This window comes from Methylophilus sp. (assembly GCF_035460085.1).
Lineage (GTDB): Bacteria > Pseudomonadota > Gammaproteobacteria > Burkholderiales > Methylophilaceae > Methylophilus.
The window spans coordinates 24,830-51,582 of record NZ_DATHWZ010000054.1 but is presented as its reverse complement, the minus strand read 5'-3'; the positions used below and the strand labels follow the sequence as shown (position 1 = coordinate 51,582).

The 26,753-nt window shown below is 46.7% G+C and carries 30 protein-coding genes; 12 read left to right on the top strand and 18 right to left on the bottom strand.

The annotated features are described in order from the left end of the window. Positions 1-189: 189 nt before the first annotated feature. Complete coding sequence (locus tag VK958_RS08190) at positions 190-2,037, top strand: GGDEF domain-containing protein (RefSeq protein ID WP_325240580.1); 1,848 nt, start codon at positions 190-192, stop codon at positions 2,035-2,037. A gap of 295 nt (positions 2,038-2,332) precedes the next feature. Here the strand turns inward: VK958_RS08190 and VK958_RS08185 are convergent, their stop codons facing one another. From VK958_RS08185 to ku, 4 genes are all read right to left on the bottom strand, one after another. Beyond that, a complete protein-coding gene (locus tag VK958_RS08185; RefSeq protein ID WP_325240579.1) occupies positions 2,333-3,295 on the bottom strand; it encodes a hypothetical protein in 963 nt (320 codons plus the stop codon). A gap of 116 nt (positions 3,296-3,411) precedes the next feature. Further along, a complete protein-coding gene (locus VK958_RS08180; protein WP_325240583.1) occupies positions 3,412-3,555 on the bottom strand; it encodes a DUF3309 family protein in 144 nt (47 codons plus the stop codon). Positions 3,556-3,815: 260 nt separating this feature from the next. Then, positions 3,816-6,392, bottom strand: coding sequence for a DNA ligase D (gene ligD, locus VK958_RS08175; protein WP_325240577.1), 2,577 nt, complete (start codon positions 6,390-6,392; stop codon positions 3,816-3,818). Between the two features lie 29 nt (positions 6,393-6,421). Further along, the gene (ku, locus tag VK958_RS08170; RefSeq protein ID WP_325240575.1) at positions 6,422-7,354 is read right to left on the bottom strand and encodes a non-homologous end joining protein Ku; all 933 of its coding nucleotides are present in this window, start codon (positions 7,352-7,354) and stop codon (positions 6,422-6,424) included. 409 nt (positions 7,355-7,763) lie between these two features. Between ku and VK958_RS08165 the strand changes: the two genes are divergently transcribed. After that, complete coding sequence (locus VK958_RS08165; RefSeq protein WP_325240573.1) at positions 7,764-8,213, top strand: DUF6232 family protein; 450 nt, start codon at positions 7,764-7,766, stop codon at positions 8,211-8,213. 29 nt (positions 8,214-8,242) lie between these two features. Here VK958_RS08165 and VK958_RS08160 read toward each other — a convergent pair whose 3' ends face one another. Next, positions 8,243-8,656 carry a CBS domain-containing protein gene (locus VK958_RS08160; RefSeq protein WP_325240571.1) on the bottom strand — a complete coding sequence of 138 codons (414 nt, stop codon included), beginning with the start codon at positions 8,654-8,656 and terminating at the stop codon, positions 8,243-8,245. Positions 8,657-9,139: 483 nt separating this feature from the next. Here VK958_RS08160 and VK958_RS08155 point away from each other — a divergent pair, with 483 nt between their 5' ends. Then, positions 9,140-9,667 carry a DUF4142 domain-containing protein gene (locus tag VK958_RS08155; protein ID WP_325240569.1) on the top strand — a complete coding sequence of 176 codons (528 nt, stop codon included), beginning with the start codon at positions 9,140-9,142 and terminating at the stop codon, positions 9,665-9,667. Between the two features lie 77 nt (positions 9,668-9,744). Here the strand turns inward: VK958_RS08155 and VK958_RS08150 are convergent, their stop codons facing one another. The 4 genes from VK958_RS08150 to VK958_RS08135 all read right to left on the bottom strand — a co-directional run bounded on the left by VK958_RS08150 (position 9,745) and on the right by VK958_RS08135 (position 13,034). Next, positions 9,745-10,230: a TIR domain-containing protein gene (locus VK958_RS08150; RefSeq protein ID WP_325240566.1), complete on the bottom strand. Its 486-nt coding sequence runs from the start codon at positions 10,228-10,230 to the stop codon at positions 9,745-9,747. 176 nt (positions 10,231-10,406) lie between these two features. Then, a complete protein-coding gene (locus VK958_RS08145; protein WP_325240563.1) occupies positions 10,407-10,994 on the bottom strand; it encodes an SLOG domain-containing protein in 588 nt (195 codons plus the stop codon). Between the two features lie 3 nt (positions 10,995-10,997). Then, positions 10,998-12,143, bottom strand: a complete 1,146-nt coding sequence (locus VK958_RS08140; protein ID WP_325240561.1) for a toll/interleukin-1 receptor domain-containing protein — start codon at positions 12,141-12,143, stop codon at positions 10,998-11,000. Positions 12,144-12,836: 693 nt separating this feature from the next. Further along, positions 12,837-13,034, bottom strand: coding sequence for a hypothetical protein (locus VK958_RS08135; protein WP_325240559.1), 198 nt, complete (start codon positions 13,032-13,034; stop codon positions 12,837-12,839). Between the two features lie 429 nt (positions 13,035-13,463). On the opposite strand from VK958_RS08135, the gene VK958_RS08130 reads away from it, so the two are divergent. Both VK958_RS08130 and VK958_RS08125 read left to right on the top strand, forming a co-directional pair. Next, entirely contained in the window at positions 13,464-13,670 is a 207-nt protein-coding gene (locus tag VK958_RS08130; RefSeq protein WP_325240557.1) for a hypothetical protein, read from the top strand. Next, on the top strand, positions 13,667-14,146 hold the full coding sequence (locus tag VK958_RS08125) for a response regulator (protein WP_325240555.1): 480 nt from the start codon (positions 13,667-13,669) through the stop codon (positions 14,144-14,146). Before VK958_RS08130 ends, VK958_RS08125 begins: the two co-directional genes overlap by 4 nt. Before the next feature lie 791 nt (positions 14,147-14,937). Here VK958_RS08125 and pal read toward each other — a convergent pair. The 9 genes from pal to VK958_RS08080 all read right to left on the bottom strand — a co-directional run bounded on the left by pal (position 14,938) and on the right by VK958_RS08080 (position 20,062). After that, the gene (pal, locus tag VK958_RS08120) at positions 14,938-15,492 is read right to left on the bottom strand and encodes a peptidoglycan-associated lipoprotein Pal (protein WP_325240554.1); all 555 of its coding nucleotides are present in this window, start codon (positions 15,490-15,492) and stop codon (positions 14,938-14,940) included. Positions 15,493-15,599: 107 nt separating this feature from the next. Beyond that, positions 15,600-15,920, bottom strand: a complete 321-nt coding sequence (locus tag VK958_RS08115; protein WP_325240552.1) for a hypothetical protein — start codon at positions 15,918-15,920, stop codon at positions 15,600-15,602. Between the two features lie 59 nt (positions 15,921-15,979). Then, positions 15,980-16,135 (bottom strand): DUF3309 family protein, encoded by a 156-nt coding sequence (locus tag VK958_RS08110; RefSeq protein WP_325240550.1) that lies wholly within the window; start codon positions 16,133-16,135, stop codon positions 15,980-15,982. 202 nt (positions 16,136-16,337) lie between these two features. Next, positions 16,338-16,757: a hypothetical protein gene (locus VK958_RS08105; protein ID WP_325240548.1), complete on the bottom strand. Its 420-nt coding sequence runs from the start codon at positions 16,755-16,757 to the stop codon at positions 16,338-16,340. A gap of 135 nt (positions 16,758-16,892) precedes the next feature. Further along, positions 16,893-17,603 carry an MBL fold metallo-hydrolase gene (locus VK958_RS08100; protein ID WP_325240546.1) on the bottom strand — a complete coding sequence of 237 codons (711 nt, stop codon included), beginning with the start codon at positions 17,601-17,603 and terminating at the stop codon, positions 16,893-16,895. Between the two features lie 117 nt (positions 17,604-17,720). Then, complete coding sequence (locus VK958_RS08095; protein ID WP_325240544.1) at positions 17,721-17,978, bottom strand: hypothetical protein; 258 nt, start codon at positions 17,976-17,978, stop codon at positions 17,721-17,723. A 91-nt stretch (positions 17,979-18,069) separates the two neighbouring features. Then, positions 18,070-18,444 carry a hypothetical protein gene (locus tag VK958_RS08090; RefSeq protein ID WP_325240543.1) on the bottom strand — a complete coding sequence of 125 codons (375 nt, stop codon included), beginning with the start codon at positions 18,442-18,444 and terminating at the stop codon, positions 18,070-18,072. Positions 18,445-18,745: 301 nt separating this feature from the next. Further along, the gene (locus VK958_RS08085) at positions 18,746-19,030 is read right to left on the bottom strand and encodes a hypothetical protein (RefSeq protein ID WP_325240541.1); all 285 of its coding nucleotides are present in this window, start codon (positions 19,028-19,030) and stop codon (positions 18,746-18,748) included. 378 nt (positions 19,031-19,408) lie between these two features. Beyond that, entirely contained in the window at positions 19,409-20,062 is a 654-nt protein-coding gene (locus VK958_RS08080; protein ID WP_325240540.1) for a pyridoxamine 5'-phosphate oxidase family protein, read from the bottom strand. Between the two features lie 455 nt (positions 20,063-20,517). On the opposite strand from VK958_RS08080, the gene VK958_RS08075 reads away from it, so the two are divergent. From VK958_RS08075 to VK958_RS08045, 7 genes are all read left to right on the top strand, one after another. Continuing rightward, positions 20,518-21,663 (top strand): GGDEF domain-containing protein, encoded by a 1,146-nt coding sequence (locus VK958_RS08075; protein WP_325240539.1) that lies wholly within the window; start codon positions 20,518-20,520, stop codon positions 21,661-21,663. A gap of 361 nt (positions 21,664-22,024) precedes the next feature. Beyond that, on the top strand, positions 22,025-22,201 hold the full coding sequence (locus tag VK958_RS08070; protein WP_325240538.1) for a Flp family type IVb pilin: 177 nt from the start codon (positions 22,025-22,027) through the stop codon (positions 22,199-22,201). Positions 22,202-22,250: 49 nt separating this feature from the next. Then, the gene (locus VK958_RS08065; protein WP_325240537.1) at positions 22,251-22,700 is read left to right on the top strand and encodes a prepilin peptidase; all 450 of its coding nucleotides are present in this window, start codon (positions 22,251-22,253) and stop codon (positions 22,698-22,700) included. After that, positions 22,697-23,179: a TadE/TadG family type IV pilus assembly protein gene (locus VK958_RS08060; RefSeq protein ID WP_325240536.1), complete on the top strand. Its 483-nt coding sequence runs from the start codon at positions 22,697-22,699 to the stop codon at positions 23,177-23,179. The genes VK958_RS08065 and VK958_RS08060 overlap by 4 nt, the downstream gene beginning before the upstream one ends. Positions 23,180-23,205: 26 nt before the next feature. Continuing rightward, positions 23,206-24,135, top strand: a complete 930-nt coding sequence (cpaB, locus tag VK958_RS08055) for a Flp pilus assembly protein CpaB (RefSeq protein WP_325240535.1) — start codon at positions 23,206-23,208, stop codon at positions 24,133-24,135. Positions 24,136-24,159: 24 nt separating this feature from the next. Next, positions 24,160-25,533 (top strand): type II and III secretion system protein family protein, encoded by a 1,374-nt coding sequence (locus VK958_RS08050; RefSeq protein WP_325240533.1) that lies wholly within the window; start codon positions 24,160-24,162, stop codon positions 25,531-25,533. Between the two features lie 3 nt (positions 25,534-25,536). Continuing rightward, positions 25,537-26,745 carry a CpaE/TadZ family protein gene (locus tag VK958_RS08045; protein WP_325240531.1) on the top strand — a complete coding sequence of 403 codons (1,209 nt, stop codon included), beginning with the start codon at positions 25,537-25,539 and terminating at the stop codon, positions 26,743-26,745. Positions 26,746-26,753 lie beyond the last annotated feature (8 nt).

Sequence of the window (26,753 nt, the reverse complement as noted above, 5' to 3'; positions counted from 1 at the left end):
TAATGACTGCGGGAGCTTCACAATACCGGCCCTTTGATGATTAACATCTTCCACCTAATTTTGAATTTTTTGTGAAATCGACCAAAAATCCGGTTTAGGGTTTAAGTTAGCGAAATTAATTTACGTTATTGCTATTAAATTGCAATCAAACAATAAATAGTGATGCTCGCATATACCAGATATCCACCCATGACTTCCAGACCACCCTTCCTCGACAGCCTGGCTTATAGCTGGGGAGCCAAATGGGGAGAAGATCAACTAAAACGTTTTGCTGAAGGGTTGGATCCAGGGTCAGACACTATCGTAGATATATTAAGAACACGGTGTCTGACCTCGGTTTACCAGCCTATCGTGTCATTGAATAATGCAGATATTTATGGATTCGAAGGTCTGATCCGTGGCCCGGCGGATACTAGCCTGTACCTGCCGTTGCAATTATTCGAGGCCGCCAAACAACGCCAATACCTGCCAGAAATGGAGCACCTTAGTCGCCAGATCGTGCTTGAAAATTACGCGGCCACCTGCAAAACGCGCAAGCTTTTTCTCAACAGCACGCCCGAAATGCTATTGATGTCAGCGCCGAATAAAGCTGAAACCATGGCCTACATCGCCAGTCTTGGCCTGGAACCACAACAGATTATTATTGAAGTCACCGAGCAGACCCGCAACATGGATTATGGCCAGCTGCGTGAAGCAGTGCAGCTATACCGCGACATCGGCTTTGAGATCGCGATGGACGATCTGGGTGAGGGGTTTTCCAGCTTGCGTCTGTGGTCAGAGCTGAAGCCGGACTATGTGAAAATTGACAAACATTTCATACGTAATATCCACCTCGACCAGGTCAAATTCGAATTCGTCCGCTCTATCCAGCAAATAGCGCAGAACTCTGGCGCCAAAGTCATCGCCGAAGGCATTGAAACCTTTGAAGAACTCAGTATTATCAAAGACCTGAAAATTGATTTCTGCCAAGGTTACTACTTGGGCCGCCCCGAACCGACCTTGATACAGTCGATCGATGTCGATGTAAAAAAACAACTGGTCAGGAATACACTGCATCTTTACCAGAATACCTATATCGCACTGGACCACCGCTCCAATGTCAGCAAACTGCTGAAATATATCCCGCCCATTCAGGCAACGATGACCAATAATGAAGTGATGCGGCTGATCGACGCAGATAGCAGCATCCATATGCTGCCGGTAGTCGATGGCGAAACACCGATCGGGCTGATCACGCGCTATACCATGATAGATAACCTGGCCCGCCCTTACCGCAGGGAGTTGTACGGTAACCGCCGCTGTGCCGAGACCTTTATGGATACCCAGCCACTGATCGTCGAAAAATCCATGAGCCTGAAAGCACTGAGTGACATCATCGCCGAGGAGGCACAGCACTTCAGCAATGGTTTTATCATCACAGACAATGGCCGCTACCTGGGCATAGGCCGTGGACAGGATTTGCTGCGTGAAGTCACGCAAATGCAGATCAACGCCGCACGCTACGCCAACCCCATCACGCTGCTGCCAGGCAACGTACCTATCAATGAACAGCTTGACCGGTTACTTGCCTCGGAGTGCAGGTTCAGCGTCTGCTATTTTGACCTGGACACCTTTAAGCCCTATAACGATATTTATGGATTCCGCCGTGGCGATGAAATCATCAGTTACACCGCCAAACTATTACTGGATCACGTTGACCAGAATTTTGATTTTGTCGGCCACATTGGCGGTGATGATTTTATTGTCATCTTCCAAAGCAAAGACTGGCAGGCGCGTTGTAAACAGATTCTGAGCAATATGGAAAATGATATTGCTGAATTCTATGATGAAGCGCATAAAGCCGCCGGAGGTGTTGTGGCGGAAGACCGCCAGGGAAAAGTGGTGCAATACCCGTTTGTCAGCCTGTCTATCGGTGCGGTAAAAGTGAAACCGGGGAGATTCCGCTCACAGCATGAACTGTCTTCAGCAGTCAGCCTGGCAAAGAAACAAGCCAAAAAAATGCCGGGCAATAGCCTGTTTATTGAACGACGGGCTTAAAGGAAAAAGGCGAAGCTAGCTTCGCCTTTTTTTGATTTACCTACAAGAATAACGCAATCAGGATAATGATAGGGATTGGTAACCCGATAAACCAAAGTAATAATGAACGCATGTAAATCTCCTAATGAATGACAACTTCATGTCTTTGCACGCTTAGCGTACTAAACAGAGTTAACGTACAAACAAGGCAATCAAGATAATCAGTGGGATAGGCACACCCAAAAAGAATAGTAGTAGTGAACGCATATTAATATCTCCTGATAATTTAAAAAACTTTTATCCGTTTAAACCCTGATTACGCATCGCGGCAGCGGCCACCCCAGGTTGCAGCCAGGCTGGCTGAGAATGCACCAATCAGTAAAGATACGAACAACCACAGCGTGATACCAACAGAAGCCTTACGTGCTTGATCAGCAGCTTCCTTGGCTTTTGTTGCGGCTTCATTCAGTTTTTTATCCAAGGTGGCATAGATTTCTTTTACACGTGCCTCGGCTTCTTGCTGTGTCAACCCAGTGCGTTGTGCAACGAGCTGTGTCAGGTAAGCAGAGTCCTCAGCTGACAATGAACCATTCGCAACGGAATTTGCAAAAATGCGTGTAACTTCATCAGTTGGAATAGGTTTTGAAGGCGAGTCCATCGTGTTACGGCTGGCAGTGTTGTTAGTGCTGCTTGGGTCTTGTTGAACTGTACCATTCAGATTAGGCCTGAACAAAGCATCGACAAAATAACCTGAGGTGTTGCTACCGTTAGCGGATGTTTCGCTGTTGGCTACATGCGCGGCTGCCATGACACCGGCAGAGGCGGCACCACCAGCTAAACTTGCTGTAGCCTGTACGCCTGTATCTACAATGGAGCCAATGATAGAAGTCACCAGTGTCGCTGTTGCCAGAGTCGCCACACTCCATGCCAGGAAGCCATGGGCAGTATCGCGGAAATATACTTCATCAGGATCAGTGTCTATCCATCTAACACGCAGGCGTCCCGTCAAATAGCCACCCATACCAGAAGCGATTGCCTGCGTGACTGTTATCCATATGATGGCAGAAATTCCGAATGCTGCAGCAGAAACCCCGTCGTGAGACCATGGTGAGATAGAAGAAAGTCCCAACCCTGTACCCAGCAGAAAAAGGATCAGTGATAGAACTGCTGATGCGACTGCACCGAGCAGGATAGCTGACCAGGAAATTGCGCTGGTAGGCCCCCCATTAACGAGAGTTGTACGACTCGCTGCCGGGTCATTAGATAAAATAGCTGCCATGATTAAGCTCCAAAATTATTATTTATTAAAGTAATTATTAATCTGATAAAACCGTCTCAACTAGCCCCTGGCGATATCCAGGGGTATTCGCATCAAACGTGTTTTTCATCAGTGTTTTAAATCCATCCTGCTAACGACATAATCAGCAAAATCACAAGCGCGGAACCTAGAATACCAGGCGGGTAATACCCCCAACGGTTGTGATAGGGCCATGCAGGTAGTACAAAAAATAGAGCCAAAATCAGCGACCCTATTAACATATCGCCCAACATGATTCCTCCCCAAATCGAATAAATAAACCAGCGACTAAACAATTTATCTATTTACATCACATGCCTGGTCTTGTGACCAGATGCTTGAAACTAGTGCATTGCATGCGCTATAGGATGAGGCTTCATCATGCGGATTTATGATGTTGGCTTCCATACACTTTACGCTGAAAATTTTGTAGGAATTCTCGGACGCTCAAGTGCTTAATCTCCGGCGGCATTGATTACCGATGATGATTTGCGGGCAGTGATTAAGGGCTAAACAACTTGAGTAATGTTGGGCTGAGTTTTTGCCGGATTTTCAGATAGTCTTTCCACGGGTCAGATCTCTGCCTGGATAAGCGTTCGCCTATATTGGTGATATTGAAAATATCAGAGTGGATGTCAGCGCCTACCTCGTCCCAGAAGAGTGGTGTCGCCACCGGGGCGCCGGCGCGGGCACGCGTGGAATACGGCACAATGGCGGTGGCCCCGGAACCGTTTCGCAGGTAATCAATAAAAATTTTACCTTCGCGTTTCTTTTTGGAAATGCTGGAGGTAAACCGGTCGGGAATATGTTTTTCAAGATACCGGGCAATATCGCGGCTAAAAGCTTTTACCACTTGCCACGGATATTCAGGCTTGATTGGCACTTCTACATGCAAGCCTTTGCCGCCGGTGGTTTTGACAAAGCATGTCAGGTCGACTTCTTCCAGCAGGCCTTTTAATAACAGAGCTGCTTCGGTGACTTTGTCCCAGCTGAGTTCCGGTGCAGGGTCTAGGTCAAAAATAAGCCTATCTGCCAGTGCAGTCACCGGATAGCGTGAACCCCAGCTATGTAACTCCAGCACGCCCAGCTGAACCAACTCGATCATGGCAGGCAGCGTACTGGCGATAAAATATTCAGCGTCTTTCGATGCTGGATCCAGTTGTACCGATTGCAGGTGGCGGTGGCTATCCCTGGTCACATGTTTCTGGAAAAAACATCCGTTCTGGTAACCATCCGGACAGCGCACAATTGATAACGGCCTGTCCTCCAGATAAGGCAATATCCATTGTTCGATATTGGCATAATGGCGGGCGATATCCATTTTGGTATAGCCATCGCCGGCATAAAGCACCTTGGCTGGGTGAGTGAGCTTGATGCCGGCTACCTGTGATCCGCTCGCAGAATCAGTCAACGGCTGAGTAGAGGTTTTTTGGCCAGTGTGCCTGGTGTTATTAGCGTTTTTTTTCTCTGCGTTTTTTTCTTTGGATGCCTTACTTTCAATATCTTCCGGAGCCAGCGCTGCTTCATGGATGATTTCTTTCGCCGGCTTGTCACTACGCAACCCTATAAAACTGGCATGTCTTGTCAGGCCTTCGCTGGTCCATTGTGCGAACTTTACTTCAGCCACCAGTGATGGCTTCAGCCAGTGCACACCCTGCGCTTCCCGGCCTGTGGGCGGGTTCGCAAACGCCGGTGTTGCCATCTTCAGTTTGGGTAAATGGCCGGCAATCATGTTCAGGCTATCTGCATTAAAACCGGTACCGACCCGGCCTGCATAGCGCAACTTGCCTGCTTCATCATAGAGACCCAGCAACAAGGCGCCGAATCGTTCACGGCTGCCAGCGGGATCGGTATACCCCGCGATAACAAACTCTTGCCGCAATCCGCATTTCACTTTAAGCCAGTCAGCAGACCGGTTTTGCACATAAGTGCCCTGCGCATCTTTGACGACAATGCCTTCCTGTCCATGCAGGCAGGCTTGTTTGAACACTTCAACCGCCTGCCCGGTGATATGGTCGCTGAAATGGATAAGGCTGTCTGCACCTTGCTTGGCCAGCAGGGTACGCAACAAGTCCTTACGGTTAATCAACGGCAATTTTGTCAGGTCATGACCGTCCAGATACATCAGGTCGAACACAAAATAGATCAGCTTTGCTTCTTTATCCAGGCGCATGGCATTTTGTAGCAGCTGAAAGCTGACATTGCCATCCGGCCCTATCGCCACGACTTCTCCATCCAGCCAGGCGGTATCCACCGGTAAAGCAGACAGTGCTTCAGCCAGAGCAGGCCATTTAGCTGACCAGTCATGCCCATTCCGGGTCAGCATCCGGGCCTTGCCATCTTTAATGCGGGTCAACGCTCGGTAACCATCATATTTCAGTTCAACCAGCCATTGTTCGCCATCCGGCACCTTACTGGCCAGCGTAGCCAGTTGTGGTGAACACTTTTCAGGGATTGAGGTAGGTGTTGTATTGGCAGGAATTTGAATTTCCGGCGAGGCCCCTTCGTCATGCTGATGGTCATGGTTATCCGGCAACTCGCTGACAGACGCTTGGGCAGTGTTGGTGATCTGTGCCCCAGCCCCGGTGCGCGCGTGCTCGTCATGCTCCTTGATCAACAGCCAGTTGATTTTATCGTCTTTATCAGCTTGCCTTGTTTTCATCCGCACCAGTGCCCATTTGCCCTCCAGCTTATGTCCGTGCAGCTTGAACTTGATTGAGCCATTCTTATAGCCGGTCACCGGGTCACCGATGGCTTCCCAGGTGCCTTTATCCCACAGCATGACATGGCCTGCGCCGTACTGGCCGGAAGGGATATCACCTTCAAATGTGCCATAGGCGAGCGGATGGTCTTCCACTTCTACCGCGAGGCGTTTATCAGCAGGGTCCAGGCTAGGCCCTTTCGGCACTGCCCAGCTTTTCAGGGTGCCATCAAACTCCAGCCGGAAGTCATAATGCAGGCGGCGCGCATGGTGCTTCTGGATAAAAAAACGCAGTTGCTCACCCGGCGACTCTACTTGGCCACGTGGTTCACGCGTGATCTTGAAATCACGTTTTTTCCAGTATTGTTGTAATCCCATCCTGTCGTCTCACCTATTACGATTGCCACTCAGGCCGACCGTTTACGCGCCGGTTCTGATTTCTGTTTAGGCTCTGCTTTCAGCCGGGCGGTTTTTGGCCCAGGTTTGACTTTACTTTCAGTGTTGCTTTTCCCTGCCGGTTTACCACCGGCACGTGCAGTTTTGTCGGCAATACTGGCTTTCAGCAGCTGCATCAGGTCCACTACATTGCTACCTGAAGGGGCACGGGTTTGCTCGCCATCTTGCTCCGGCTCGGTCAGCGTATGGGTTTGCTTGGCTTTCACTTTTTTCTTCACCAGCGCCAGCACATCCTGGCGGAAAGTATCCTGGTATTGTTCGGGGCTCCACGCTTCAGACATATCTTTCACCAGCGACAACGCCATGTCCATTTCTTTGGCGGATACCTGTGACTGTTTGCCGGGCTTGGGTTCGGGGATTTCCGGCAACTCACGGATTTCCTCCTGGTAACGCAGAAGATTGAGGACTATGACCTTATGGAATGGCATCAATGCAGCCAGGTGCTGTTTGGTGCGGATGACCACTTGCCCCAAGGCCAGCTTGCCGGATTCCTCCAGAGTTTGCCGTAATAAGGCATACACCTTCTCGCCGCCTTTGCCGGGTACCAGATAATAAGGTTGTTCAAAAAAGAATACCGGGATCTCGCTGCGGTCAATAAAAGACAGGATATCTATGGTCTGGGTGCTTTCAGGGTTGGCTCTGCGTAAATCTTCATCGGTCAGTACCACATATTCATCTTTTTCATAGGCATATCCTTTGATGATATCCGGCTGCTTGACTTCCTTGCCGGTGACTTTGTTATAGCGCTTATAGCCCACCGGAGCGAAATCACGTTTATCAAGAAGATCCAGGTCTATCCCTGAGCTGCTACTGGCAGAATGTAGTTCAACCGGAATATGTACCAGGCCGAAACTGATGGCACCTTTCCAAATGGGACGTGACATACGGCGGATCTTTCAACAATCAATGAAGAAATATAATCTTCCTTATTCCTTTGTACCAAATATCGGAATTAAGCTGAAAATCCTGTAGGAAAAGTACTAAATTGAACAATTATCTAAGTGAAAAATACTTTTCTGATTGTTAAGTGAACAAATATACTTTTATATCAATATGAGCGTATACTAAAGATGCAGTTCATGGAAACAGTTCTGAATTTTCCTCTACGTCCTCATTTGAGGCTCCTCCATCTGAGTAATTGTTTTAAGTTTTCCTTCCCGTGCTTCCCTAGTAGTTTGCTTACTTCCGCAGCATGCGTTTGCATTTCGAATAATACGCATTACGCCTGGGCATACTAATGGCTGCAGCTCTCCATCTATTCTTCCCAAGCTTTTAATTTAAAAGGTCAAGAAAATGGATGAATCATTATTGTTCAGCAGTGCAGACTTAAAAGTCAGCAATCAGCATTTGAATGTTAGAGGGAAAATCTATGCCATCGCCGACATCAACCAAGTGGAATTGAACTTCATACAACCTAAGCGCCTATTGGCGACTATTTTGTTCTTAACGGGTTTATTTTTATTACTCGATGAAGGCAATTTATTTGCCTTGGGTGGATTTTCAATCATCCTCAGTGTCGTGTTCTGGGTCTCGGAAGGCACCAGATACGCCTTGGTGATACATTCTGCGGCGTCAGAAAAACAGGTTTACATCAGTAGTGACCGCTTGCTGATTGAAAAGGTGATTTACGCTTTGGATACTGCCATGCTCGAAAAAGTCAGCCCTAAAACGGTTAGTAGCTATTCCAGTATAGAAAGAACTTACCCTGATAACCCTAATGATATTAACTTCGGTGCTTCTTGATGGGACAATAAAATCACAAACTGCTGGTATCAAGCAGGTTGTGATATAGCCGCTAGCGCTTCTGTAGCGGTTGACTGGTCATTCAACACGATATCCGCTAGTGAAATAATACCAACCAGCCGGTTTTCCCGGTCTAATACGGGCAATCTGCGTACCTGAAACTGTTTCATATCTGCCGCAGCCTCTTCTATTGTCTGGTCATCGAAAACATACCTGGCTTCAGTACCCAACAATTGGCTGACTTTAGTATTATCCAGTGACAAGCCTCGTGCCACTGCGCGTATGGTGATGTCACGATCAGACAACATCCCAATCAATTCACCATTCTCGCAAATGGGTAATATGCCTAAATCATGTTCCATCATGATTTTTGCCACGGCACGCAAGGTGTGATCTGGAGAAGTCACAATCACTTCCGGCGTCATAATTTCTCTAATCAGCATATTGTTTCCTTAACATCAATCAATCGATCAATCTAATGTGCAACACCTTAAAAGTTAAGTTGAGCACTGTTAGGCTTAAGTCTAAAGATTTAAACGCCGCAAAATCATCCGTAGGCGGCTGATTACGGCGTCAGACATTGATGCAAATATATGCAGATTTATCTGACAAACCAAATGTGATTAAGCAGGCGATGCCGCCTGATTTAATGCATACCTGTAGTCAGCACCACTTTGCAGCAGGCTCTTCCATGCAATGGATGATGTCGGCAGGATGCAACTGCCCTCTTCAATACTGTTGACTAATTCAGGAGGAAGCACCATAAATAGCTGAATTAACACTAGGACTTGATCAAAAGCCTCTCTCTATAAAACGACCTGGAAAAATTACATGGATACCGCTGACAATGGAATCAGATATTCACTGACAGTAGCTGTATGCATTTCGTCCTAGACTGATGCTTTCTCAATGAAAAGGGAATCGTCATGTATTCAGTAAAACGTTTAATGCTGGGATCAGCAGTAGTGGGCCTGCTTTGTATGGGCTTGAATGTGCATGCTAAAGATATCGCATCATCAGACAAGCGCTTTTTGAAAAACGCGGCTGAAGCTGGCAATTACGAAATCGCAGGTAGCCAACTTGCACTGAAGAAATCCAAAAACGCGGAGATTCTGAAATTTGCAAAGATGATGACTGAAGACCATACGCAAGCAGCCGCTAAAGTAAAAGATTTAGCTGCAAAACGCGGTGTGGAGTTGCCTAAAGAACCTAGCCTGATACAACAGGCAAAACTCAAATATCTGGAAACAAGAGAAGGTACCAAGTTTGATAAAAGCTATGCTTCAGGTGTAGGTGTGGCAGCACATGAACAAACCATTAAATTATTTGAAGATGCAGCGGAAGATGCGATGGATCCGGAAATCAAAAAATTTGCTTCTGATAGTTTGCCTGTCTTGAAAAAACATCTTGAAGAGGCAAAAAGAATAGATATGCGAGTCAATAAAGACGACTAACGATTAGCCAAATGCTTAGATTAAAAAGCCTGACTTGGTACAAGTCAGGCTTCGTGCTTATTAAAATGACTGATGGATTATCGTTCGGCAATCGCAATTTCTATCCAGCTTTCAATGTGTTCACTGATATGTGCGTAGACCTCTTTGCTGGTCTCGCCAGGTGGATCATAGGTGTGAATAACATCGGTGACCAGTCGGCCATCCGGCATACTTAGACCTTCAAAAGGATCCGGTCCGGCCATATCTTCCTGCTGCTTTTGATCAAGCAATTTGTGTATCCTGATGCCTAATAATCCTTTGCCAGATAGCAGGGTTTGTTCGATTTCATAACGGACCCATTTGCTACGTGCCGTTTCTGCCCCGATCAATACAATGGTACAACTACGGCCATTGAGTTGCTTCTTGATCCAGCGACGAATGGCTGAGTCCTCAGATTTATATACCTCTTCCCAGGCATTATCAATCGCAGCCTGGTTGCCTAAAACCATGCCGATATTGCGCACCATAGAGGCTCGCCAGCTATCGCGCTGATAATCAAAACTGTAGAAAACCCGCCGCGCCATACACACTCTTTAAAATCCAAACCCTCATGTTACTTTAAATGCCGGGGAGCTTGTAGGACAAATGAGAATTTTATGATTTGCAGGGCAAACAGAATGTGAAAAATAACCATTGGCTGGTTATTTAATAGAGAAAAAATCGAATTAAAAGAAAGTTAGCGATGTTTATCTTGGTGGGATTATTGCATCGGATTGCTGGTAGCGTATGCGAAATGCGTGTGAAAAAGCCGCGCAAAATCGATATCTGCAAGATCAGTTTGGGTGCCATAGCCATGATCCAGCACCAAATTCAAAGCAGCACCGCCCGGAGAAGGTACCGGTAATATACTGGCATTGGGATGATAGTATTTGAATATCGCATGCTCGGTTTCAACCCCTTCCATGCCACCAATAAACACGGCTCCGATGAGGTCTTCACGCGAAAGCATTTCCTTGCGCATGTGCAGGATGCTGGCTTCCCTGTTATTGGATACAGGGCTGGTGTAAATGACATTGCCGAATCTTTTGTTTTCTTCAGCGAACTCATCCTCAAAAAACCTGCTCTGGTAAAGCACCACAGCATCGGCATAATCCACACCAATATCCTCGCAGATACTCCAGAGCATGGGCGTAATTGCCGGATGGCCACCCCAAACTATCTTATGCTGCCTGATCACGGCAATCATCATCTCACGCACCGCGCACTGGATTAAGAAAGGGTTGGCAGTCTCATGGTAGGTACCACGGTTAGGGACAGGCACACTGGCTGAAAGAAATATTGCCCCCATGTATCAATGCCCCCAATGCTTAAATTGCTGGCTGGCTTCAGAGGCTTTAATCCAACTGTCGGATTGAGTATGCTTGCTAAGCCAATCCAGGTAATGCAGGCCTTTTTGATATAAACCGACGGGGTCATAGACGACAGCCGCAGACTGACTTGACGGCGTATGGCTTAGCGCCTCTTCTAAAAGGACAGGGGTGGGTACTCCAACTGTTGGATAGACTGTTAAACGTTGGCCGTTCGGTAATTGCATATGCATCGCTTTATAGGTGCTGACGCCGAGCATTTTCCCGCCAATCGCCTGAATTGCAATCCGGAGATTACTGATCATATTGACCATTCGTATAGCATGATTCTGGCTGCGCACCTCTTCAAGTTGTAAACAAATACGTTCCACTGCGTCAGCCTCGAGCCCTCCGGAATCCAATTGAATATCCTCACTTGCGAGCTTGCTTATACAGGTAGTGGCTGATCGCCGGGAGGCAGTGACATCTGGCCAGTTCACCCGCAACACACTGATGCCTTTGGCCAGTACGCGGCCAAATTCTGCGTTACTCCAGCGACTATTAAAATAACCAGGTGTATCCAGCATCAACACGACATCAGAATCATATAGCTTATGCCATGATAATGCCTTGGCATCCTCAGTCATGTCGATACCATGCGTATCCATGAACACATTGAATTGCCGCGCGGTGAGCGCTTCACAAAGCTGAGAAGCCGCAGCAAGGGCATCATTACGTTGATAACTGATAAATACCCGTCGCTGGTGCGCTAACAGTCCGACACTCTCCAGTAGGGCATTCGCGACATGCTCAGCCCCGCCTGCTTTATAATCGAGGCAGTTCAAAGGATGCAATATGTCAGGTAATTCTGACTGGCGTCGACTTGAATCTGATACCACTGGCAATATGGGAACACCGCGCGCTAAAAGCTCTTCAAGGTTTGCAACATCTACGTTATTTCCGCCAAAGAATACCGCCGCTGATGGTTGTAGTTGATCTGGTTTAAAAGTGGCTGGTAAAACATCCCATACCACTTCATGCCTCAGCCGTAAATTAAACTTGTCCAGAGCAGAGGCTATGCATTCGCTTAGATCGCGAATTTGTGCCTCTGTTGGCGCACCCAGGACAGCGAGTTGGTATAGAAAAGTCATTGTGATGCAGTCATGTGTTTATTCGAAAATCATTACTGATGATGCCTGATTTTAATTGTGCAAATACTTACTTACAGTATATAGCTTAATGCAAGCCAAAGGCCTATACCAGATAAATACTACGCCCATTCAATCATGCAATCTCATTTTCAAAGTAATTAATGTGCAAATCGTTAGGCTAATATGCAATATTGATGTTAAAACAACCAGTCATGTTTGGCTGAAATACTTGTAAGATTTTACGGACGATTCAAGTTGGTCAATTCTGGCATGTCTTAAGCATGCTTAACTAGAAGGATTTTACGTGCTTCTAAGAAAGGAAATCTTGCTTAATTTCATGAGCACAAACATTCTTAAGACAAAAAAGTGGATGTGTATGCACACATCCTAAAATGACCCGGCTACAGTGGTTCACCGGACATCATCATGAATCAGTTTATGAAGCTGATTGTTTTTCTTATCACAATCAGAACAAAGGTGTTTTCAACATCACTGATATTAAGTGGTCCTTGCTCATAGGTTTATCCGCCGATGACTGATTGCCACGTCAGAATTTCATTCAACATTAGTTTATGCAAAAAATGGTGTTCACCAAAAACAAAAGACTCATGGCTGATGCCTGGAGTCTCATTTTAGTGCTTTCGTTAGGCAACTTGCCTATGAATCTCTATTTCACACGATTCAAATCTCAACTCATTGCGCGGATTGGCCTGCAGAGAGGTCCGGTTCAGGTTTGTAAATGAACGTGATCTTAGCGCCGCTTTCTGCGGCCGCATTCGCCAATTGATGGATATCTTCAGCCGTTTTGCTATTGGCGACAAGGGTGAACCCCAAGCCGGCTTTAGCAATTCTGATCAATGCATCTGTGGGTTTGTTTTCAAAGCTCATCATGAATATCCTTCCGTAAATTGATCGGAGGTATTTACACACTTGATTCTTCAAGTAAGGGATTAAATTTTGCGCGCATGCTAATTATCAGGCAATAAAAAACAGCCAAACATAGCTAATTTAAAAGTTTAAGCATACTCCGCTATAAATTAATAGCCAGCATTCCTTTAACCGCTGAGCATATTCAGGAATAATTCCCATGTGAAGTTAGCCGCAGGAAAAATGTATGCATGTGGTGGATGATTTTGTTCAAAAGACATAACTCAAAGCATGCAGATGATTGCGAATCCGACCAGGCTTTGAGCACTCCCACAAACCCGTAAAACCAGATAGACTGGCTCTTTGGAAACAATTTTGGTTAAAAGAACAAGCATTCATAGTTCTTTGGAATAGATAGTAAAGTCACTTACCAGTAACGACAGTGGAGATTAAATGCGTCAGGATTCAACACTGCAACTTGTTGCAGGTCACATCAAGGATAATGCAGCAGCTTCGGTAGATGCATTAATCGTTGCGATGAAAAATGCACGTATCGGCATGACTAAAGCATTTGAATCTGAGGATCACGCGCAGGAAGGGGTGGACATCGGGCTATCACTGGTAAAAACCTCACACTGCATGACGGTGAAATTCGCGTGACCATTCCTGACATCAACAAAGGCAGTACATGTTCACAGGACTTAAAGCCGGTAGAATCGCCGCAACATGAAATCAAATCTGCGGTGGTAGAACATGCCGCGCAGGATTTACCCAAAGAAAAAAACAGAGTACTGGTCATCGACGACAATGAAGACGCAGCCAGCACCCTCTCGGATTTATTAGCATTAGCTGGTAATGATGTAAAGACTGCCAACTCGGGCAAACAAGGCCTTAAAACCGCAGAAGAATTTCAACCAAATATTATATTCTTGGATATTGGTTTGCCCGATATAACAGGCTATGAAGTTGCAAGGGCCATTCGCCAGAGTGAAAAACTCAGCAAATGCTATTTAATCGCACTCACCGGTTATGGTACCGAGTCTGACCGGCAAACCGCATTGGCAGCGGGTTTCGATCTCCATGTAACCAAGCCACTGGATTATGAAAAGATTGAATCCATCAGTCTTGGGCTTTGAGTTGACTTGGGCTTTGAGTTGACTTGGGCTTTGACTTGACTTGGGCTTTGACTTGATAAGAAAACGCCCATGCAAGCTTTTCAGGATTTGATTAGTGCTTACTCTTGGATGTGTAGCTCACATTATTTCCGCTAATCGAATCATTGTTAAACACGATCCCGATCAACATAATGGTCGTGATAAATATAATAAACATCATCATGATAGAAGCAACGACGATGCTTGCCGAAATCACCATGGATGTCACTATATTTAGCATTCCTTTTGTTAAGTTCCCTTTTTGCATTTAAGCCTTTATCGTTATTTGCAAATCACATGTGTAGCGATTAATTCTTAATTCCTGACTAATAGTTCTTAATTTCTGACTAAGCATGCTGGCTTCCATCCAAATCCGATAGCCGGTTTTGCCTGAGTTTTTTGTCAGAATCCACTGAATCAGAACTGGAGTAATTTTTGAGATCAAGCGATCTTTAATCAAAGATAATCAGCGATTAATTCAGTTTTAAAAAAAATCCCCACCGAAGTGGGGAGATAAATTAGGGTGTCTCAGGGAAACAAAATGACTCTAAGCCAGCCACTTTGTAGGTATCCATAATCGCATTTAGGTAAAGATAAATGTATAGGTAAATACTGATTAGCAGGTAGGAGTTATCTGACGTAATGATGTTATTGCAGACATGGATGAGAATTGGTAAATAGCATTCCTCTAACGCAAACCCCTAATGCTTCGTCCTGAAGCATTAGGGGTATCTTGAAAGCCTGAAACTATTCAGGCAAATCAATGCAGCTATTTATTGACCTGAATATACAACATCAACGCGACGGTCATGCTGGAAGCAATCTTCTTCCGCACAGTTTTGTTTTGAGCGCTCTTCGCCATAGCTTATCGTTTCGATCTGCTGATCATTGACGCCTTGCACATTCAGTGCTTTTTTAACTGCAACGGCACGACGCTGTCCCAAGGCCAGGTTATATTCATGGGTGCCACGCTCATCGGTATTACCTTGTAACACGACTTTCGTTTGTGGGTGTGCAGCTAAATATTTGGCATGATTTTCAATCAGAGCTCTGTACTCGTCACGGATAGCATCACTATCGTAATCAAAGAAAATCTGGCGTTTAGCCAGCTCAGCTGCGCTCATTTGATCTTTACTGGAATCCACCTCGACAGTTTTGATTGTGATTTTATTTGGGCTGGCAGCTGCGTCAGCGTTAGTGTTTTCCTGCTGAGCGGGCGGGATTGGCCGCGCAACGCTTGGGTCCACCTGCGCCGGATTCATAGGCGTACTTTTACAAGCAGACAATAACAATGCAAGCACAGCAACTTTCCATAGATTTTTTTGCATGACGTTTCCCTTACTTTAAATTATAAAAAATTTTACTCATTTTCTTGATATAGATTCGCTATCAACAACTGGATGGTAAGCCCATATTTTTATTGCTAACGATACTATTACGTAGGTTCAGTAAATATACGCATAAACTCGGTGCGATACAAAGCATCCAGAAAATGTCCTTCTTCATCTTGAGACTCTGACTTGGAAGCGATCTCTGACTGGACGCCAGATGTCACCCCTACTTTCGTCTGTGCGATCTCATCCCCGGTTAACGTTCTGGTCATCCACACACGATCACTGGTCATCGGCCAGCTAGTATCATTAGAAAGCAAAGAGGAAATCAAAAGGAAGACTACGGCGGCAATGATGCCTGCAGTCATCGTCGCTAAAGATATGCCGTTATTCTCATTACTTGAAGCATCAGCGCTGTTCATCATGACAACCTCACTTCATTAGAAATTTTTATCAATGGTGTTAAAGCGAGTGAGACACAACCTTATGCGCCACCAGTGAGTGCGAGAATAATCAGGATCAAGAGTACCAGGCCAATTCCGCCACTTGGATAGTAGCCCCATTTAGAACTGTGTGACCATGTTGGCAAGGCGCCGATGAGAGCAAGAATTAATACTACGATGAGAATTGTGTGCAGCATGAACCTCTCCTAAATCTTAAGCCATAAATGTCGAAAATGAATGTTGTGCAATAACACGACGACTCATTGACTTGAGGCTCAATCATGCAGAGTTTGTGGAAAACGCTGTATACCGTTTCAGCTGAATTTCACGTAGGAATCATCGTACAAAAAACCGGGGCCTTAACCCCGGGGTGGTTGTGTGGATACTTTCATTCGCCAGCTAATCCGGTCGGGATTTTAAACTTTCAAGTAATGAATACTTTTCCCTATCGATTTCATCGCGCGTCCTGATTCCCATCCTCCGCAAGATTGGCAATGGTGGGCACCAGCCTTGCAGGCCATGCTGTAATAAAAACGGCAACACCACTGCCGGGAGCGCAAGCCATTTTTTGTTAACCGTTAATCCCAACACTAGGCCGGTCAGTGCCAGGGTAGAGGCATTCACTTCCAGGACGCGCTCCGTATCCCACTCTTTTTCCAGGGCAATAATGCGCTGCTTCACTTCCCATGCCGGCCTGGTCGAGTAGTAATCAATATTGGTATTTGTTACGCGATCGATCTGCTCATTGATATCTTCATCAGTTGAGTTTCTGACGCGATCAAACTGGTTGGAATTTTTAACTTCATAGTTCAAATCCATGGGTTCACCTTATTGTTTTAAATAGATATATGAATAGGAAAATAAAAAAGTAGTTCATAAAAGCCGTGACTGGCCGAATAATGATATGCAACCATAGATCGAGAAAAATGCGTACTTGTTGGGTATTCCTGCACCTCAAACACCAGCTGCATGCCTGGTGTGTAAACCTAACTTCAAATTGGCTGAGACGGCTTTATCCATCATTTTTGGCGGTGGTAAATCCAGGTTATCCATCATGCGGATAAATTCTTCGCGGCTTTTTCCGGCTATCCTTTTATTATTTCGCTTCTCGTCGCCTATTGAAGAATGCTTCTTGCCATCATAGTCATGGCAAGGATAAACCATGGTCTCATCAGGGTAGCTAAATAGTCGCTGCGTGATACTGTCATACAGTGCACCCGCATCGCCATTCTGGAAATCTGTGCGGCCACAGCCATTGATGAGCAGACTATCGCCAGTAAATAATTTACCATTCCAGAAATAGGTCATCGCCCCGGAAGTATGCCCTGGAGTGTGAATAGCTTTAATCACCTGATGCTTACCAAAATATAATTCCTGACCATCATCTAACTGGATTTCTGCAGCGGTGATTTTACAGTGGACAGGTGTGGCGGCCCTTGCCCCTGTTAAGGAACATAACACTCCCGCTGAAGTAATGTGATCGGCATGTGCATGGGTTTCTAACACATAGGTGAGCTTTAAATCTTCATCTGCCAGCAATGACATATATTGCTGCAAATGTTGGTCTACCGGGTCAATAATAACCGCCTGCCTGGTTTCATCATCTGTCAGTACATAAGTATAAGTACTGGAGTCATCATCGAAAAACTGATAAAGATCCTTCATTGTGTATCCCAAGTTTTTGCATCTCTATTCGATTGATCAGGGCTTTTATGAGGGTATATCTGAATCCGTAAGCGAAATTTTCTTAACTACGGGGGATAACATCGCAAGTGATTGTTGCTATTCTGGGCTCACAGCGCGCGTATTGACTGCAACAGTTGAACCAAGCTGGATCTCAGACGGCTCTCTATCAGATAAGAAAGGCATTTGAGTATGTGCTTCTTCTTCAAACACTGCACCTACAAAAACATCCATGGCAGCCAACCCGATCAACATCACAACCAGGACAGGTAAAACTTTAAGCACCGAACGCGCTATTACACTAATGACTGCACTGATGACACTTGCAACCTCATTAATCACTTGTAGCGTTGTCATAATGTCATCCAATCAAGTCGATTACATATTATCCATATGAGGTGCATGCCTGGCATGGTTTCACATACCAGGCATTGTGCTGACCTCAGTGTTAGTTGGTAGTGGCAGGTGGAGCGGCCTCATACTCAGTCGGCTGCACCGGGTTGCCTTTGGTAGTGCCGGCTTTTTCATCTTTGTTATTCAGCACTTTGTTTTTTTGTCTTTTAAATGGGCGGTCAGCAGAGCCTTTGTCAGTGCGTTTGTTTTGCTCTTTCAATTGAGGAGTATCAGCGTTGCCCAGGTTGCTGGCATCGTTTGGCACACCGTTCTGGTTTACATCTGTAGGGCCCTTGTCGGTGTAACGTTGCTGTCTCTCAACTTGTGGGCTATTAGATGTCCCTAATTTAGCGCCATCATCTTTGCTCTCAGCCGCATAATTAGACATTGAAACGGTTGAGAATAAAATCGCGATCATTATTTTTTTCATTGTTATATCCTTTTCAAATTAAGCGCTACTCATGCAGCGCCGGTGGTCAAAATGAATTATTTCTAAGCGTGATGAATTAAATAATGTTTTGCGTTATGGCTCTATCAGTTAGGTGCTCATTTCGCTGTAGGAGGTCACTTACTGAATCTGACTTGCTTAAGGACTATTTCAGATTGCATCGCAGTGGATGCCAAGGATCTGCAGTGATGCGATTGGGTTGCTCAAATATAAACCAACACATATAAATCAAAAAGCCCGGCTGAATTTAGCGGGGCTTTATATGAAACCGACTGCCTGAAATTTATATACCAGCACGTTTATTGATGTCCTTTTTCTTCACATTAGGGTTAATCTGATAGAGACCGGGATCTGGATCATCTGGATTATCATCCGGGTAAAAATCGTCATACAGATCTCTTTCAACGGGTTTGGTAATGTCCGTGTCTTCATGGCCGGGACTTGAAACATCCGGATCATGGCGTTCATTATTTCCAAATGCATCTGTATGCACGGCACCATCAGTATCCAGCAGAATTCTATTCGCTATTTTCACTTCTCTGCTTTTTAAGTCACTATTCAAAGCCATCATTATCTCCTTGTATTTTAAGAGTTAAAATTGGTCATTTGTTTAATAAATAATTTCCTATTGTTAATATAAAGCAGTTTAAATAAAAGCGTTATAAGCTGGTTCTGATTGTCATGTAAGAAATTTTATTCAGGTAATTAATTAGCTAAGGTTTAATGCAAAAACCACTATAAAAAGACACCCGTTGTCATGCCGCAATAGGTTATTTTGCACATCAGGTAGCAGCCATGTGCCAGGGGCATCTGCCACTTGCAATGAGGCCAGATCACAAATTGCTTTTAGTGAATGCGGCTAACCAGCATAAAAACTGTGCTCCTGATTATTCGACCAGGAGCACTCACGGCGACACACATTTAAGATTTGATAAGGTATGCGCCACTAACCTTCGCCACGTTTCACTTTGTCTTCATATTGCTCCAGATTCACCAAGCCTTGAGATTCTGCAATCGCTTTTTCTTCAGGCGTGATGGCATCCTGCACGATATCCAGCCTTTTCCAAGTGGGGATCGGCGTCACTTTACAGGGCTCCGGCACATATTTTGATTGATCAATCTTTTTGTATTTGTGGATGTAGCGCGGGCAATTCACCCATATCTTCGTCACCGTCACAAAGATCAGGTACTTTGCCTCTGTATATTCCGCCATCAATGCATGCTCACGTACCAGTTTGGCGGTACCCTGCACCCTGATTCTATGCGGCGTTTCAAAATCAATAAACAGCATGCCGACTTTGCCCTGTCCGTCGATATTGCCAACCGAATAAAACATACCGTTGCCATCAAAGCCAGGGAAAACCAGGGTGCTTTCATCCAGCACTTTTACAAAGCCTACCCCGCCGCCTTTGTAAGATACGGTGGGCATGCCATCCCTATCGACAGTAGAAAGAAAAAACATATCACGGCTAGCGATAAAAGCTTTCTCTTCATCGGAAATTGTTTCATGAATCCAGCCGTTGTCTAACAATTCTGCGAGTTTGGTGGTTTCGAATTCTTCCTGTAATGCCCGGTGTTCCGGTGAGTAAATCGATGTCATTGGATTACCTCCTAAAAAAGCCATTAAATCCTGGCCATGCTTATTTAATCCTAATCAGTCCAGCCCTAATACAGCCTGAGTGATGATTGTGTATTGAATTGAGTTTAACGCGTGCTTTATAACATCATGCGCTGTAGCCAACGGCTTCATTCTATGCGAACAGGCCATCATCACCAACAGCTTCCACAGGTCTATCAACCTTGGTTGATACCGTCATCAGCAACAGGCTGTATTCATGATATCGGCTGCAAATGCTACGCACATTCAATGATGCTGCCGGGCTTTCCGTTGATGAGCGCCCTTATCGTGAATGAGATTTGCAAAATGCACTTACATATTAAGTGCAAAATAATATTTATACCCATGCTTGTAAGGATTCACAGATAGTTTAAGATGGTTCTAGCATTGAAAAACCGCACTCCACCTCCAAAAGTCAATAAGAACAGGATCGGATTTTGATTAAAAAAACAAGAGAAATCGCCATCAAGACTCTCGAGTTCGATCCGCATGACCTTGCCTGCGAAGAGTTGCGTCATGTTTACCGAGGCAAAAACAGCAGCAAGTTGATTGTATTGTTTAGCGGTTTTGTTGCTGCGGGCATGCTGGCCTGGGATATCAACACAAGTTATGCCGGCGTATGGTATGTCTGGTTGCTTGTCGCACATGCCTGGCATTGGTGGCTGGGCCGTCTGGACTTTCTTTCAAGTAACGTCAGTATAGAATTGGCGCGTATCAACCGCCATGTCGCGGCTGCGGCCATTGCCGGCCTAGGCTGGGGGGCGCTTGCCATCGCACTACCCTTGTTAAGCCGTCCAAGCAAAGCTGCTATTTTGATTATCATGCTTATCGGTGTGATTGTGGCGCTGCCTCGCCTGGTGGTGTTCCTGCCTATTTTCTTTGCGTTTGCTGCTGGCGTCTATGTGCCGCTCCTGCTGGCAACCCCTTTCCTCGATTTTGAAACCCTGCATATGGTTATGGTCATGCTGGTGCTGGTAGGTGCCACACTGTGGGCATCAGCAAGCGAGATTCGTAAAATAATGATAGATGTACTGCTGAAACAAGTGCTGTCAGAGCAGGCTTCATGGGAAGACCGCCTGACCGGCATAGGCAACCGGCGGAGTTTTGATGTCAATTTTGCGAATCAATGGGCACAGGCATGCCGTTCCAAAGTACCGCTGTCGTTAATGATGGTGGATGTGGATCTTTTCAAGAAATTCAATGATACCTATGGGCATCAGGCAGGAGATGAGTGCCTGCGCCAGGTGGCGCTGGCGCTGGATGGTTGCGCGCGCCGGGCAGGGGATTCCGTGACCCGTTATGGCGGCGAGGAGTTTGCCGTAGTGCTGTTTCATACCTCGTTGAACGAAGCACAGAATATCAGCGAAAACATGCTGAGTGCCGTCCGCAGATTGAATATCAGGCACGAGCAATCCACACATGACATCGTCACTATTTCCATGGGGATTGCCACTATTCTGCCTAGCCCTCACAATGACATGCAAACACTGGTGCAAGAAGCCGATCAATGCCTGTATCGCGCAAAGGAGAACGGACGTAACCGGGCGGAATGGCAAATAGTAAACAATGTGGATAAAGCATAAAGCGGCACCACATCCCTGCCGCTCATTTACATTTACACACATCATTGTCATTATTTGTCAGGTTTGAGGCAAAATGTGTGAAGCGGCAATAGCAACTATTGTCAAATTATGCAATACTATTTGCACAAACTATATTTAAATCAAATAGTTAATTCTTGTTTCACGAATATTAACAATCCTGGCACATTAGTTGCTAATTACATTTAGAGCAATACATGTTTGGCGTAATAGAGTTAAGTTGCAGCACTGTTAACGTCAGGCATTCACTTGTTGATCGAAGTACCTTAAGAGTACTGTTTTTTAAATGTGTGTAACGTGGGTTATTAGAAATACCTGCTTAACAATATTCCGGGGAATTAAAATGTTCAATTTGATCAAAACAGCGTGTGTAAATCTCATCTCTGACGAAGAAGGTGCCAGTGCCATTGAGTATGCATTGATTGCAGCCATGGTGGCTATTGCACTTGTCACGTTTGTCCAGCCTATCAATACGGCTATCACTACCATTTTTACCAGCCTGCAGACAGCGCTGACTTAAGCCACGCATCCATCGCCAGTACACCTGGCGATCAATCAGAACGCATAGCATGACTATTGCTGAAATGATTGTAGTTGCCTGGTGCCTGGCCGTTGCCGTAACAGATCTGCACGCAAGGCGCATCCCGAATATCCTGACCCTGGGTATGTGCCTGGTTGCCCTCTGCTGGCTGCTGGTTTCTGGGCATTCACTACTAGATACAAGCATACAGTCAGCCATGCTTGGCGCAGCCATTAGCCTGCTGTTGACATTACCCGCTTATGCGGCACGCCTGTTAGGCGCCGGCGATGTCAAGGTATTGCTGGCAATTGCGCTGGTTGGCGGTCATTACCTCATGCTGTTTGCCTTTGTAATGGCGGCTTTGCTAGCGGTTGGTTTGGGCATTGCTTATCTTTTTATTGTTCGGTTTCGCGCACACACAATCACACGCAGGAGATGGCTACCTTTTGGCGCAGCATTGAGCGTGGGCTTGCTAGTGGCAGTAAGGATCGCGACATGAGGATACCCTTGAAAAAAACTGGTTACCTGATGCGGGAGAAAGGCGCGGTAGCTATCGAGTTCATGATGCTATTCATGCTCTTTTTTGCGCTGTTTTATGCCATGGTCAATTATGCCATGGTGATGTTGATGCAATCTGCATTTGTGCATGCCGCTGAAGAAGGCGCACGCGCAGCGATAGCAGTAGACCGCCTGGCATTCGTTAACAACCTGGCTTATCTGAGCAATGGTGTAGACCCCAAGGTACGGAGTGTGGTGGGCGATGCATTGAATTGGCTCCCGAGTAAACCCAAAGATAAAGTACTGGGCGCGGGTAACAGCCGGGTGCAATTGAGCATGAACGGCAACCAACTTACAGTCAGCGTGGTGTATAGCGGCTATGCCGCAGACCCGCTAATCCCGATACTGACATTACCCATTATAGGGCAGATACCGAAAGTGCCTGCCGATCTGGCAGGCAAGGCAGTCATCGAGCTTTAAAACAATACCAAGAAAAGGAAGGCATCATGAACAGTACATTTTTGCGTGTATTGGCGATATTGATGGTGATTGCTGCCGTTGTAACTGCTTATGTAGGTTATCGGCTAAGCCAGAAAAAACCAGTCGACACCATTACCGTGGTGACACCAACCTATACAAACGTCATTGCCCGAAACACTTTACCGGCCGGGCATGTGCTGGTTCTTGAAGACCTGGAAACTGCCGCCAGCCCGCACTTAGACAACCGGTCGTTTGGCGATCCACAATCGCTGATTGGCAAAACAATCACGACACCTATCCTCAAAGGCGCACCGTTCCATGCCTCGCATTTCCCTGCCAGCAGCGTGCTTGGCCAGGCCCTGGCCCCGCATGAGCGTGCAGTCGCCATCAAGGTGAATGAAGTGGTTGGTGTGGGTGGCTTCATCAAGCCAGGTGATCATGTAGATGTATTGCTGTATTTGCGTTCGGAGCGTGAAACCGGCGAGATCAGCTCGGCACAGGTAATACTTAACGATGTGAAGGTGCTGGCTTATGGCACACTCACCGGTGAAAATGAATCCAGCCAGCCGGAGCCATTGCCCCCTTCAACACCGGCCAAACTGGGTGCCGATAATAAATCCGATATCAAGAACAGTAAAGATAGCCGTTCTGCCATCCTGGCAGTCCATGCACAAGATATGGCAAAACTGATGCTGGCAGATAGCACCGGCTCTTTACGGCTGGCTTTGCGCGGCGAAACCGCTGCTCCCAATGGCTCTGCGGTGGCAAGTGACCAGCTTATCCGGCTGAGCGAAGTTTCCCATTCACCTGGTGTCAAAGCACCCGGGCTTGCTCAGATGAATATCGACCCCTCTCAAGGCAATACACACAGCAAGCCATTCTCAGCCACCCCCAAACGCGAACGGGTGATTGTGCATCGCGGCGATGAAACAGAGGTCATCGATGTGGCCAGATAATCGTCAGGAAGCCAGGGGATCAGCATGTCCAATATGAAACATATCTGGTTAATGTTGTTGTGCGGCCTTGCACTGCCAGCACAAGCTGAAGATACCAGTGCCTTGAATCTGGCAGTTGGTGACCAGCAGGTGTATGTGCATACCAAACAGGTCAAGCGTGTAGCAGTTGGCAACCCCGATGTCGTGAGCATCAGTATGTTGACCTCACGCAATGTCATGATCACCGGCAAACAAGCCGGTGTGACTGAAATTGCCATCTGGGAAAGTGAAAAAGCAGCCATACCCGCAAAACGTATCAAAGTCGCGGTTCAGGTGAATACCGAGCTTGAACAGCAACGCCTGAAACTGTCTAAAAATATCAAATTGCTGCCAGCGGGTAATCAGGTGGCGATTTCAGGTGAAGCCGAATCTTTGGAAGACCATACCCTCGCGCGCCAGGCCATTGATAAAGAGAGCTCGACGCCGATGGATGCCACCTTGAGCAGCTTCGACAATCAAGTGCAGATTGATATCAAAGTGGTAGAAGTGAGCAAGCAGAATATGATGCGCGCCGGATTTTTCCTGGGTAAGAATAGTCGTAACACCACTCTTTCGATAGGCTCTCCTGGTAATCTTAGTGGAGTTCGCAGAGGGCCTCCCGTTACTTTTAACGGCAATGCTGGCGAGAATTTGACGCTCGATAGCGCTTCCGGATTCTTACCTGTTCCAAATGCCTTCAACTTTGTCGCCGGTAATGCAACCCGAGGCTTACTTGGCACGCTAAGTATTCTTGAAGCCAATGGTTTTGCGTACACACTGGCAGAACCCAGCCTGACCGCTTCTTCCGGGCAAAGTGCCAGTTTTCTCGCTGGTGGTGAGTTCCCCATCCCGATCCAGTCTGGTGCAGGCGGTTTAGGGGCAGTGACGATTCGTTACAAAGAATATGGCGTGCGTCTCATGCTGACACCCACGGTATTGGATGCGAACAGAATCTTTCTTAAAGTATCCCCGGAAGTGAGTGAAATTGATTTTACCAATGCCGTGCAAAGTGGCGGAGTGGCTGTCCCGGGTTTGCGCGTACGCAGGACCGACACCAGTGTTTCGCTGGGAGATGGTGAAAGCTTTGTCATCAGCGGGCTGGTCAGCCGTAACACACTGCAGGATGTGGACAAGGTGCCAGGATTAGGCAACCTGCCGATCATAGGTGCGTTTTTCCGCTCTACCCGCTTTGACCGCGAGGATAAAGAGCTGCTGATGATAGTCACACCGCACCTGGTGCGACCCATCGCCAGGGATGCGGCACTGCCTGCGATGCCGGGTGGCAACCTGCGTGACTACAACCCCAGCTTCAGCGACCTGTTCTTCCAGAAAGGCCCCAAGCCCGATACTGGAATCCCTGCAACCGGCTTTTCGAGGTAAACCATGAGCGAACGCAACTGCTTTATTGCCATTACCCAAAGCCAGGAATGCCTGCAGTGGCTGGGTCAATCGCTGCGGGATGAAGGCGAAATGATTCCTGCCGACTCACCTTCCATTGACCGGGTGATACAACTTTCGGATGCCATCGGCGCTTCCATTATTTTTGTACAGCTGAATCCAGCAGAATATAGGAAAGAAGCCTTACTGATTGAAGGTATTATTGCGGCCAAGCCTTTCCTGCCGGTGATCGTGGTGGCGGATTCTTTTGACCAGAACCTGTTGCTCACCGTGATACGCCTGGGTGCACGTGACTTTATCAAAAGCGGCACCCGCACCAGCGAAGTGATCGCCGAGGTCAAACGTTTGATTCCGCGAGAAGGTGGTTTGCAAGCCTTGCAAAATGACCAGCACGGCAAAATCACCGCAGTGGTGAGTGCCCGGCCAGGCAGCGACTCGCCTATGCTTGCATTGCATCTAGCCCTGGCGATCCAGGAGACAGAACCTACCTTGCTGCTGGACCTGGGCGTACCGCATGGTGACGCCATGCTCTACCTTGGCCTGACTTCTTCGTACAGTTTTATTGATGCTATCCGCAGTTTGCGGCGTATTGACTCCACCCTGATTCAAACCGGTTTTGGCCGTCATAAAAGTGGCCTTACCGTATTGTCTATGCCGGAAGATTCCTGGACCGGTGCCCAATTCACTGCTGCCGATGTGTGCGTACTGTTACGCAGCCTGCGCCGGCATTTCTCGCGCATTGTGCTTAATCTGGGTGGCATGGTCGATTCTGATTTTCTGTTGTTGCTGCTGGGCAATGTCGATCAGATCGTTTTACTGGTCGAGCAAAGTGTGCCCAGTTGCAGGCAAAACATGCAGCTGATCAAACACCTGCGTGAGGAAAAAGTCTCGCTCGCGAATACCGGCGTCGTCGTTGATCGCTACCTGGCCAAAATGCCGCCGGATGCCGAAAGTATTGCCCAATCGTTTGGCCTGCCATTGCTCTCCAGCCTGTCATCTTCAGGCATGGCACGCCTTGCCACCATGAACTCCGGTGAGAGTATGTTTGAGCTATCGCCAAACGACCCCTATAGCGTCAGTGTGCGCAAACTGGCTGATAAACTCATGGATGGCAAGGCCAGGCAAACCGAGAAAACGAATGGCTTGCTACACAAGCTGATTTCTGTAATCACACCTATTGCTGATAGGCTGTAGAGGGACAT

Excerpts from the sequence above, each read along its gene's own strand:
- VK958_RS08145 (WP_325240563.1), bottom strand. The coding sequence starts at position 10,994 with ATGGGGGCAATATTTCTTTCAGCCAGTGTGCCTGTCCCTAACCGTGGT.
- VK958_RS08080 (WP_325240540.1), bottom strand. The coding sequence starts at position 20,062 with ATGACATCGATTTACTCACCGGAACACCGGGCATTACAGGAAGAATTC.
- VK958_RS08050 (WP_325240533.1), top strand. The coding sequence starts at position 24,160 with ATGTCCAATATGAAACATATCTGGTTAATGTTGTTGTGCGGCCTTGCA.
- VK958_RS08135 (WP_325240559.1), bottom strand. The coding sequence starts at position 13,034 with ATGATGAGCTTTGAAAACAAACCCACAGATGCATTGATCAGAATTGCT.
- VK958_RS08130 (WP_325240557.1), top strand. The coding sequence starts at position 13,464 with ATGCGTCAGGATTCAACACTGCAACTTGTTGCAGGTCACATCAAGGAT.
- VK958_RS08110 (WP_325240550.1), bottom strand. The coding sequence starts at position 16,135 with ATGCTGCACACAATTCTCATCGTAGTATTAATTCTTGCTCTCATCGGC.
- VK958_RS08160 (WP_325240571.1), bottom strand. The coding sequence starts at position 8,656 with ATGCTGATTAGAGAAATTATGACGCCGGAAGTGATTGTGACTTCTCCA.
- VK958_RS08060 (WP_325240536.1), top strand. The coding sequence starts at position 22,697 with ATGAGGATACCCTTGAAAAAAACTGGTTACCTGATGCGGGAGAAAGGC.
- VK958_RS08165 (WP_325240573.1), top strand. The coding sequence starts at position 7,764 with ATGGATGAATCATTATTGTTCAGCAGTGCAGACTTAAAAGTCAGCAAT.
- VK958_RS08095 (WP_325240544.1), bottom strand. The coding sequence starts at position 17,978 with ATGACAACGCTACAAGTGATTAATGAGGTTGCAAGTGTCATCAGTGCA.
- VK958_RS08140 (WP_325240561.1), bottom strand. The coding sequence starts at position 12,143 with ATGACTTTTCTATACCAACTCGCTGTCCTGGGTGCGCCAACAGAGGCA.
- cpaB (WP_325240535.1), top strand. The coding sequence starts at position 23,206 with ATGAACAGTACATTTTTGCGTGTATTGGCGATATTGATGGTGATTGCT.
- VK958_RS08090 (WP_325240543.1), bottom strand. The coding sequence starts at position 18,444 with ATGAAAAAAATAATGATCGCGATTTTATTCTCAACCGTTTCAATGTCT.
- VK958_RS08045 (WP_325240531.1), top strand. The coding sequence starts at position 25,537 with ATGAGCGAACGCAACTGCTTTATTGCCATTACCCAAAGCCAGGAATGC.
- VK958_RS08155 (WP_325240569.1), top strand. The coding sequence starts at position 9,140 with ATGTATTCAGTAAAACGTTTAATGCTGGGATCAGCAGTAGTGGGCCTG.
- ligD (WP_325240577.1), bottom strand. The coding sequence starts at position 6,392 with ATGGGATTACAACAATACTGGAAAAAACGTGATTTCAAGATCACGCGT.
- VK958_RS08190 (WP_325240580.1), top strand. The coding sequence starts at position 190 with ATGACTTCCAGACCACCCTTCCTCGACAGCCTGGCTTATAGCTGGGGA.
- VK958_RS08100 (WP_325240546.1), bottom strand. The coding sequence starts at position 17,603 with ATGAAGGATCTTTATCAGTTTTTCGATGATGACTCCAGTACTTATACT.
- VK958_RS08150 (WP_325240566.1), bottom strand. The coding sequence starts at position 10,230 with ATGGCGCGGCGGGTTTTCTACAGTTTTGATTATCAGCGCGATAGCTGG.
- pal (WP_325240554.1), bottom strand. The coding sequence starts at position 15,492 with ATGCAAAAAAATCTATGGAAAGTTGCTGTGCTTGCATTGTTATTGTCT.
- VK958_RS08070 (WP_325240538.1), top strand. The coding sequence starts at position 22,025 with ATGTTCAATTTGATCAAAACAGCGTGTGTAAATCTCATCTCTGACGAA.
- VK958_RS08185 (WP_325240579.1), bottom strand. The coding sequence starts at position 3,295 with ATGGCAGCTATTTTATCTAATGACCCGGCAGCGAGTCGTACAACTCTC.
- VK958_RS08105 (WP_325240548.1), bottom strand. The coding sequence starts at position 16,757 with ATGGATTTGAACTATGAAGTTAAAAATTCCAACCAGTTTGATCGCGTC.
- VK958_RS08115 (WP_325240552.1), bottom strand. The coding sequence starts at position 15,920 with ATGATGAACAGCGCTGATGCTTCAAGTAATGAGAATAACGGCATATCT.
- VK958_RS08180 (WP_325240583.1), bottom strand. The coding sequence starts at position 3,555 with ATGTTAATAGGGTCGCTGATTTTGGCTCTATTTTTTGTACTACCTGCA.
- VK958_RS08065 (WP_325240537.1), top strand. The coding sequence starts at position 22,251 with ATGACTATTGCTGAAATGATTGTAGTTGCCTGGTGCCTGGCCGTTGCC.
- ku (WP_325240575.1), bottom strand. The coding sequence starts at position 7,354 with ATGTCACGTCCCATTTGGAAAGGTGCCATCAGTTTCGGCCTGGTACAT.
- VK958_RS08085 (WP_325240541.1), bottom strand. The coding sequence starts at position 19,030 with ATGGCTTTGAATAGTGACTTAAAAAGCAGAGAAGTGAAAATAGCGAAT.